The organism is Streptomyces sp. NPDC047081 (assembly GCF_040643775.1).
Lineage (GTDB): Bacteria > Actinomycetota > Actinomycetes > Streptomycetales > Streptomycetaceae > Streptomyces.
The window spans coordinates 143,071-149,085 of the sequence record NZ_JBEYUY010000014.1; the positions used below are offsets into that span (position 1 = coordinate 143,071).

The following is a 6,015-nucleotide window of genomic DNA, read 5'->3' on the forward strand; positions in this document are numbered from 1 at the left end:
ACCCCCGGCGTACCAGGGATGCGGCCCTCGACTGCTGTGCGCTGCCGCTTACTTGCGGATCAGGCTGCGCAGCACGTACTGCATGATGCCGCCGTTGCGGTAGTAGTCGGCCTCACCGGGGGTGTCGATGCGGACAACCGCGTCGAACTCGACGCCCGTGTCGGTGGTGACCTTGACCGTGCTCGGGGTGGTGCCGTCGTTCAGCTCGGTCACGCCGGTGATGGAGAAGGTCTCCTCGCCGGTCAGGCCGAGGGAGTCGGCGTTCTGGCCGGCCGGGAACTGGAGCGGGAGGACGCCCATGCCGATGAGGTTAGAGCGGTGGATGCGCTCGTACGACTCGGTGATGACGGCCTTGACGCCGAGGAGAGCGGTGCCCTTGGCGGCCCAGTCGCGGGACGAGCCGGAGCCGTACTCCTTGCCGCCCAGGATGACCAGCGGGATGCCCGCGGCCTGGTAGTTCTGCGAGGCGTCGTAGATGAACGACACCGGCGCGCCGTCCTGCGTGAAGTCGCGGGTGTAGCCGCCCTCGGTGCCCGGCGCGATCTGGTTGCGCAGGCGGATGTTGGCGAACGTACCGCGGATCATGACCTCGTGGTTGCCGCGGCGGGAGCCGTAGCTGTTGAAGTCGCGGCGCTCGACACCGTGCTCCGTGAGGTACTTGCCGGCCGGGGTGTCGGCCTTGATGGCGCCGGCCGGGGAGATGTGGTCGGTGGTCACCGAGTCGCCCAGCTTGGCGAGGACGCGGGCGCCCGTGATGTCGGAGACCGGGGTGGTCTCCATCGTCATGCCCTCGAAGTACGGGGGCTTGCGGACGTACGTCGACTCCGGGTCCCACTCGAAGGTGTCGCCGGTCGGGATCGACAGGGCCTGCCACTGGGCGTCGCCCGCGAAGACGTCCTGGTAGGACTTGTTGAACATGTCCTCGCCGATGGCGTTCGCCACGACGTCGTTGACCTCGGCCTCGGAGGGCCAGATGTCGGCCAGGAAGACCGGCTTGCCCTCCTGGTCCACACCCAGCGCGTCGCGCGTGATGTCCACCTTCATGGAGCCCGCGAGGGCGTACGCGACGACCAGCGGCGGGGAGGCCAGGTAGTTCATCTTGACGTCGGGGTTGATCCGGCCCTCGAAGTTCCGGTTGCCGGAGAGGACCGAGGTGACCGCGAGGTCGTGGTCGTTGACGGCCTTGGAGACCTCCTCCGGCAGCGGGCCGGAGTTGCCGATGCAGGTGGTGCAGCCGTAGCCGACGAGGTTGAAGCCGACCTTGTCGAGGTAGGGGGTGAGCCCCGCCTTGTCGAAGTAGTCGGTGACGACCTTGGAGCCCGGGGCGAGGGTGGTCTTGACCCACGGCTTGCGGGTCAGGCCCTTCTCCACGGCCTTCTTCGCGACGAGCGCGGCGGCGACCATGACGTACGGGTTGGACGTGTTGGTGCAGGAGGTGATGGCCGCGACCGTCACCGCACCGTGGTCGATCTCGTACGTCGAACCGTCGGGGGCGGTCACGGTGACCGGGTTGGACGGGGCGCCGTTCGGGGCGACGGCCGGGGCGTCGGAGGCCGGGAAGGACTCCTGGCCGGCCTCGTCGACGACGTCGACGTAGTTGCGGACGTCCAGCTTGAACTGCTCGGCGGCGTTGGCGAGGACGATACGGTCCTGCGGGCGCTTCGGGCCGGCGATGGAGGGGACGACCGTGGAGAGGTCGAGCTCCAGCTTCTCGGAGAAGTCGGGCTCGGCGGCCGGGTCCAGCCAGAGGCCCTGCTCCTTGGCGTACGCCTCGACGAGCGCGAGCTGCTGCTCGGAGCGGCCGGTCAGCTTCAGGTAGTTGATGGTCTCGGCGTCGATCGGGAAGATCGCGGCGGTCGAACCGAACTCCGGCGACATGTTGCCGATGGTGGCGCGGTTCGCGAGGGAGGTGGCGGCGACGCCCTCGCCGTAGAACTCGACGAACTTGCCGACCACACCGTGCTTGCGGAGCATCTCGGTGATGGTGAGCACGAGGTCGGTGGCGGTGGTGCCCGGGGTGAGCTCACCGGTCAGCTTGAAGCCGACGACGCGCGGGATGAGCATCGAGACCGGCTGGCCGAGCATCGCTGCCTCGGCCTCGATGCCGCCGACGCCCCAGCCCAGGACACCGAGGCCGTTGACCATGGTGGTGTGCGAGTCGGTGCCGACGAGGGTGTCGGGGTAGGCCTGGCCGCCTCGGACCATGACCGTCCGGGCCAGGTGCTCGATGTTGACCTGGTGCACGATGCCGGTGCCCGGGGGGACGACCTTGAAGTCGTCGAAGGCGGTCTGGCCCCAGCGCAGGAACTGGTAGCGCTCCTTGTTGCGGCCGTACTCCAGGTCGACGTTCTGCTTGAACGCGTCGTTCGTGCCGAACTTGTCGGCGATGACGGAGTGGTCGATGACCATCTCGGCCGGGGAGAGCGGGTTGACCTTGGCCGGGTCGCCGCCGAGGGCCTTGACGGCCTCACGCATGGTGGCGAGGTCGACGACACAGGGCACGCCGGTGAAGTCCTGCATGATCACGCGGGCGGGCGTGAACTGGATCTCCTGCGACGGCTGGGCCTGGGAGTCCCAGTTGCCGAGGGCACGGATGTGGTCGGCGGTGATGTTCGCGCCGTCCTCGGTACGGAGCAGGTTCTCCAGCAGAACCTTGAGGCTGTACGGAAGGCGAGCCGAGCCTTCCACCTTGTCCAGCCGGAAGATCTCGTACGACTCGTCGCCCACCTGCAGCGTGCTGCGGGCGTCGAAGCTGTTCGCCGACACGACAGTCTCCTTCATTGATGTGCGCGTTCCCACCGCATCCTGCCGCCACGACGACTTGGCCGATCCGCTAAGGTAAGGCTAAGTTAGGTAACCCTAACTAGAGTGGCGACCGCGGTGCGCCTCGGCAGATATCTCGATGTCGAGATAACTCTAGTACACGGGGGCGGACTGGTCATGTCCGGCCTCCGTTTGTGACGTCTTCCACGAACGGGGTATCCGACCGGGAAACCAGTACCTCTCGGAAGGAGGCTCGATGCCCCTCACGTTCCGCAAGAGTTTCCGGATCCTTCCCGGAGTGCGACTGAACATCAATCGGCACTCCTGGTCCATCACCACCGGCGGCCGACACGGGCCGCGACACACCCACAGCAGTTCCGGACGTCGTACGACATCGATGGATTTGCCCGGACCTTTCGGGTGGCGTCGGACCCGTACGGAACGGCGGCGTTGACGGACCGTCACCCGAACGGCCCCCTTGAGATGCCCCATCTCATATCTGAGATAGCCTCAACCCCATGGCAGACGATTACCTCGTACGCATCGGCAAGCTCATCCGTGATGCCCGGCAACACCGTGGCTGGACACAGGCGCAGCTCGCGGAGGCGCTCGGCACCAGCCAGAGCGCTGTCAACCGCATCGAGCGCGGCAACCAAAACATCAGCCTTGAGATGATCGCTCGAATCGGTGAAGCGCTGGAGAGCGAAATCGTCTCTCTGGGCTATGCGGGACCGATGCATCTGCGTGTCGTGGGCGGCCGTCGGCTGTCCGGGGCCATCGACGTCAAGACCAGCAAGAACGCGTGCGTGGCACTGCTGTGCGCGTCCCTGCTCAACAAGGGGCGGACCGTGCTGCGCCGGGTGGCGCGCATCGAGGAGGTCTACCGGCTCCTGGAGGTGCTGGGCTCCATCGGTGTGCGCACCCGGTGGGTGAACGAGGGCGTGGACCTGGAGATCGTGCCCCCGGCCGAGCTGGACATGGGCGCCATCGACGCCGACGCGGCCGTCCGCACCCGCTCCATCATCATGTTCCTGGGCCCGCTGCTGCACCGTATGGACCGCTTCAAGCTGCCGTACGCCGGCGGCTGCGACCTCGGCACCAGGACCATCGAGCCGCACATGATCGCGCTGCGGCGCTTCGGGCTGGACATCGCGGCGACCGAGGGGCAGTACCACGCCCGGGTCGACCGGGGTGTCCGTCCCGACCGTCCGATCGTGCTGACCGAGCGCGGGGACACCGTCACCGAGAACGCGCTGCTGGCCGCGGCCCGCCACGACGGCGTCACCGTCATCCGCAACGCGTCCTCCAACTACATGGTCCAGGACCTGTGCTTCTTCCTGGAGGCGCTCGGCGTCCGGGTCGAGGGCATCGGCACCACGACCCTCACCGTGCACGGTGTCCCGGACATCGACGCCGACGTGGACTACTCCCCCTCCGAGGACCCGGTCGAGGCGATGAGCCTGCTGGCCGCGGCGGTCGTCACGGAGTCGGAGCTGACCGTGCGCCGGGTGCCGATCGAGTTCCTGGAGATCGAGCTGGCGGTCCTGGAGGAGATGGGCCTCGACCACGACCGCACACCGGAGTACTTCGCGGACAACGGCCGTACCCGCCTCGTGGACCTGACCGTCCGCCCCTCCAAGCTCGAAGCCCCGATCGACAAGATCCACCCCATGCCCTTCCCGGGCCTGAACATCGACAACGTCCCCTTCTTCGCGGCGATCGCGGCGGTCGCGCAGGGCAAGACCCTGATCCACGACTGGGTCTACGACAACCGAGCGATCTACCTCACCGACCTCAACCGCCTCGGCGGCCGGCTGCAGTTGCTGGACCCGCACCGCGTCCTGGTCGAGGGCCCGACCCGCTGGCGCGCCGCGGAGATGATGTGCCCGCCGGCCCTGCGCCCCGCCGTCGTCGTCCTGCTGGCGATGATGGCGGCCGAGGGCACGTCGGTCCTGCGCAACGTGTACGTCATCAACCGGGGTTACGAGGACCTCGCCGAGCGCCTCAACACGATCGGGGCGCAGATCGAGATCTTCCGGGACATCTGAGCCTCCTTGAGACGGGCGACGACAACCCGCGCCGCCGAGGTCAGCGGGTGCTCCACTTCTGGTTGTCCTGGCCGTTGCAGTCCCAGAGTTGGAGCCGAGTGCCGTTGCCCGTCTTCTCGTCCTTGACGTCCACGCACTTGTTGGCCTGCGGATTGACCAGGTCGTTGCTGGAGTTGAGGCGGAACTGCTGGGCCGGGTTGCCGCTGCAGACCGCGAGCTGGATCACCGCGCCGTTCGCCGAAGAGCCCCAGGCGACGTCCATGCACAGGCCCATCGAGCGGATCGTGCCGTCCGAACGGAAGTCCCACTTCTGCCAGTTGTTGCTGTTGCAGCTCCAGATCTCCAGCGGCGAGCCGTCGGCGCCCTTGTGTCCGACCATCTCGATGCACTTGTTGGACGCGTGGCTGTAGATCGTGGTGCCGGGCGCGCTGGTCACCGTCTTGGTGGCCTTGGTCGTGGTGGTCTTCTTCTGCGAACTCCCGCCGGACGACGCCTTCTTGGGGGCCTCCGCGGAACTGCCCGCGACGACTCCGGCGCCCGCGCCGGCCGCCGCGGCTCCGCCGCCGGTCTTCACCGTGTTCTTCCTGCCGCCGCCCTTGCCGGGCGACGTCGTCGGCGAGGGGGACGTCGGGTCCGGTGTGGCCGAACCGTAGGCGCCCGCGCCGCTGTCCGTCGTCGCCCCGTTCAGTACGGTGCCGGCGTCGGCCACCCGGTCCGACGGCTTCGCGTCCGAACTCGACCTGCCCAGCATGCCGGACACCAGGAACGGCACCCCGACCAGCAGCGCGCCCGCGATCGCGGCTCCGGCCAGCAGGCCCCGTGAGGGACGCCCGAAGGCGGGGGCGGAGGACGCCGCCGCGGTGTCCTCCCCGCCTCCGGCTCCGACCAGGGCCTCGGCACCGGCGTCGGCCTCGGTGTCGGCGTGGCCGTCCGGTTCCGCTTCCGGGGCCGTGGCCGCACCGGCGCTCGTGGCCGCGGCCGCGGCTTTCGGCGGTGACGGGGTTTCAGGAGCCGCTTCCGCCGTCGCGGCGGCGGCCGTCTCCCCGCTGGTGGGCGGGGGTGCCGCCGCGGCCTCGGGGGCGCCGCCCGCAGTGGTGTCCGGAGCCGGGGCGGACTCCGTCTCGCCCGTCGCTGCCTGGTGCTGCGGGCTGTTCTTGCCGGACATTCTGTTCCTTCCACGAAGAAGTGATCGGGGGACGAACTG

At 68.5% G+C, this 6,015-nt stretch carries 4 protein-coding genes; 2 read left to right on the forward strand and 2 right to left on the reverse strand.

Features of this window, described 5'->3' with window-relative positions; translation table 11 throughout:
• Window positions 1–48 precede the first annotated feature (48 nt).
• A complete protein-coding gene (acnA, locus tag ABZ848_RS26430) occupies window positions 49–2,766 on the reverse strand; it encodes an aconitate hydratase AcnA (protein ID WP_360835812.1) in 2,718 nt (905 codons plus the stop codon).
• A gap of 253 nt (window positions 2,767–3,019) precedes the next feature.
• Between acnA and ABZ848_RS26435 the strand changes: the two genes are divergently transcribed.
• A complete protein-coding gene (locus ABZ848_RS26435; RefSeq protein WP_242764632.1) occupies window positions 3,020–3,217 on the forward strand; it encodes a DUF4236 domain-containing protein in 198 nt (65 codons plus the stop codon).
• Window positions 3,218–3,281: 64 nt separating this feature from the next.
• Window positions 3,282–4,811 carry a UDP-N-acetylglucosamine 1-carboxyvinyltransferase gene (locus tag ABZ848_RS26440; RefSeq protein ID WP_360835813.1) on the forward strand — a complete coding sequence of 510 codons (1,530 nt, stop codon included), beginning with the start codon at window positions 3,282–3,284 and terminating at the stop codon, window positions 4,809–4,811.
• A gap of 40 nt (window positions 4,812–4,851) precedes the next feature.
• On the opposite strand, the gene ABZ848_RS26445 is transcribed toward ABZ848_RS26440, so the two are convergent.
• The gene (locus ABZ848_RS26445; RefSeq protein WP_360835814.1) at window positions 4,852–5,976 is read right to left on the reverse strand and encodes an RICIN domain-containing protein; all 1,125 of its coding nucleotides are present in this window, start codon (window positions 5,974–5,976) and stop codon (window positions 4,852–4,854) included.
• Window positions 5,977–6,015: the final 39 nt, after the last annotated feature.